This is a genomic window from Bradyrhizobium sp. (genome assembly GCF_049586575.1).
Taxonomy (GTDB): Bacteria; Pseudomonadota; Alphaproteobacteria; order Rhizobiales; family Xanthobacteraceae; genus Bradyrhizobium.
In genome coordinates, this window is the sequence record NZ_JBAVCF010000022.1 from 1 (window position 1) to 1875 (window position 1875).

Genomic DNA, 1875 nt, shown 5'->3' on the forward strand with positions numbered 1-1875 from the left:
CCGGCAGCCAGATGCGGCGTGTTTTCGCGGTAAAACGGACCGAGCAGGCTCGTGTTCGTTCCCTCTTCCATGGCGGTCTTGTCATGCAAGCCGTTGACCAGCGCCGACAGGCCCAGCGTATCCGACAACAGAATGAATTCCTGCCGCGCCGGCGTGCAGATTTTTCCGACCGCGGTCATGAAGGCGATGCCCTTGATCCATTCCGCCGGCGTCAGGTTCACATCCTTGGCGAAGGCATGCAGGTGCTTCACCGCCGAGGCCATGATCTCTTTCAGGCGGGGATTGGACGTTGAAGCCATCTGATCAAGCACCGCTTGCGTGATGGTTTCCGGCGTCAACTCCTGCATAGCGACCTCCCTTCGACCATGGCTTTGGCTATCCACGGCTTTTCTTGTCGTATTGTACCGATAGCCTATCGCGCGGCGGGCGCAACCGCAAATCCGGAAGCCGCTGACTCCGACCGGAAATTGGGCGTCTCGCCCGTCCAAAATTTCATCCGGTGAGAAGTTAATCCGTCTGGTCCCGGCGAACGCTGAGCGCATGGGTTTGTGCGGTCGCGGTTGCAGTGCCGAACGACCGCGGCTGGGTTAGCACCTCCGGCTGCAGGATCTGGTCGAGTTGCTCGCGGGTCAGAAGCTTCTTGGCCAGCACCAGATCGTAGACGCTCTGATCGGTCAAAAGCGCCTGCTGTGCGATCTCGGTCGCATTGGCGTAGCCGATATAGGGATTGAGCGCCGTGACGATACCGATCGAGCGCTCGACGCCGCGGCGCAGATGCTCGCGGTTGGCGGTAATACCCTTCACACATCGCTCGGACAGCGTCAGGCAGCCAGAGCGCAGATGATTGACGCTCTTGAACAGGCTGTGCGCGATGATCGGCTCGAAGGCATTGAGCTGCAATTGGCCGGCCTCGGCGGCAAAACTCACCGTCACGTCGTTGCCGATCACCTCGAAAGCAATCTGGTTGACGACTTCGGGGATCACCGGATTGACCTTGCCTGGCATGATGCTGGAGCCCGCCTGCATCGGCGGCAGGTTGATCTCGTTGAGGCCGACGCGCGGGCCCGACGACAACAGCCGCAGATCGTTGCAGGTCTTCGATAGCTTGACCGCGACCCGCTTGAGCACGCCGGAGAGTTGCACGAAGGCGCCGCAGTCCTGCGTCGCCTCGATCAGATTCGACGCTGTGACCACGGGAATGCCGGTCACGTCCCGCAAGTTCTGGCAAACCAGCCGCGCATAGTCCGGATGGGCGTTGATGCCGGTGCCGATGGCGGTCGCGCCCATGTTGATCTCGCAAACCAGAAGCACGGCTTCCTTCAGGCGCAGTTCGTCCTCGCCCAGCATGACCGCATAGGTCGAGAATTCCTGACCCAGCGTCATCGGGACGGCGTCCTGCAACTGGGTCCGCCCCATCTTGACGATGTCCTTGAACTCCTCGGACTTGGCCTCGAACGCCCCGCGCAGCTCCGCCATCGCCTCCACCAGGCGCATGATGCCCGAATAGGCCGCGAGCTTGAGCGCCGTCGGATAGACGTCGTTGGTGCTCTGGCTCATGTTGACGTGTTCGTTGGGGTGCAGAAACTTGTAGTCGCCCTTCGACCGGCCGAGCAACTCAAGCGCGCGGTTGGCGATGACCTCGTTGGCGTTCATGTTGGTCGAGGTGCCGGCGCCGCCCTGGATGACGTCGACCACGAACTGCTCGAGCAAGCGGCCTGCCCTGATCTCTTCGGCGGCGGCGATGATGGCATCGGCCAGCTTGGCGTCGAGCAGGCCCAGTTTGCGGTTGCTGCGCGCTGCCGCCAGCTTGATCGACGCCAGCGATGAAATCAGGTCGGGATAGATCGAGATCGGGGTTGCCGTGATCGGAAAATT

2 protein-coding genes are annotated in these 1875 nt (G+C 61.7%); both read right to left on the minus strand.

Going from position 1 to position 1875, the window contains the following annotated elements; translation table 11 throughout:
* A partial coding sequence (locus WB528_RS00700) for a dioxygenase (RefSeq protein WP_423886515.1) occupies window positions 1-347 on the minus strand: 347 nt, incomplete at its 3' end.
* Between the two features lie 160 nt (window positions 348-507).
* Window positions 508-1875 (minus strand): aspartate ammonia-lyase (locus tag WB528_RS00705; RefSeq protein WP_423886516.1); only part of this gene is annotated, 1368 nt, incomplete at its 5' end.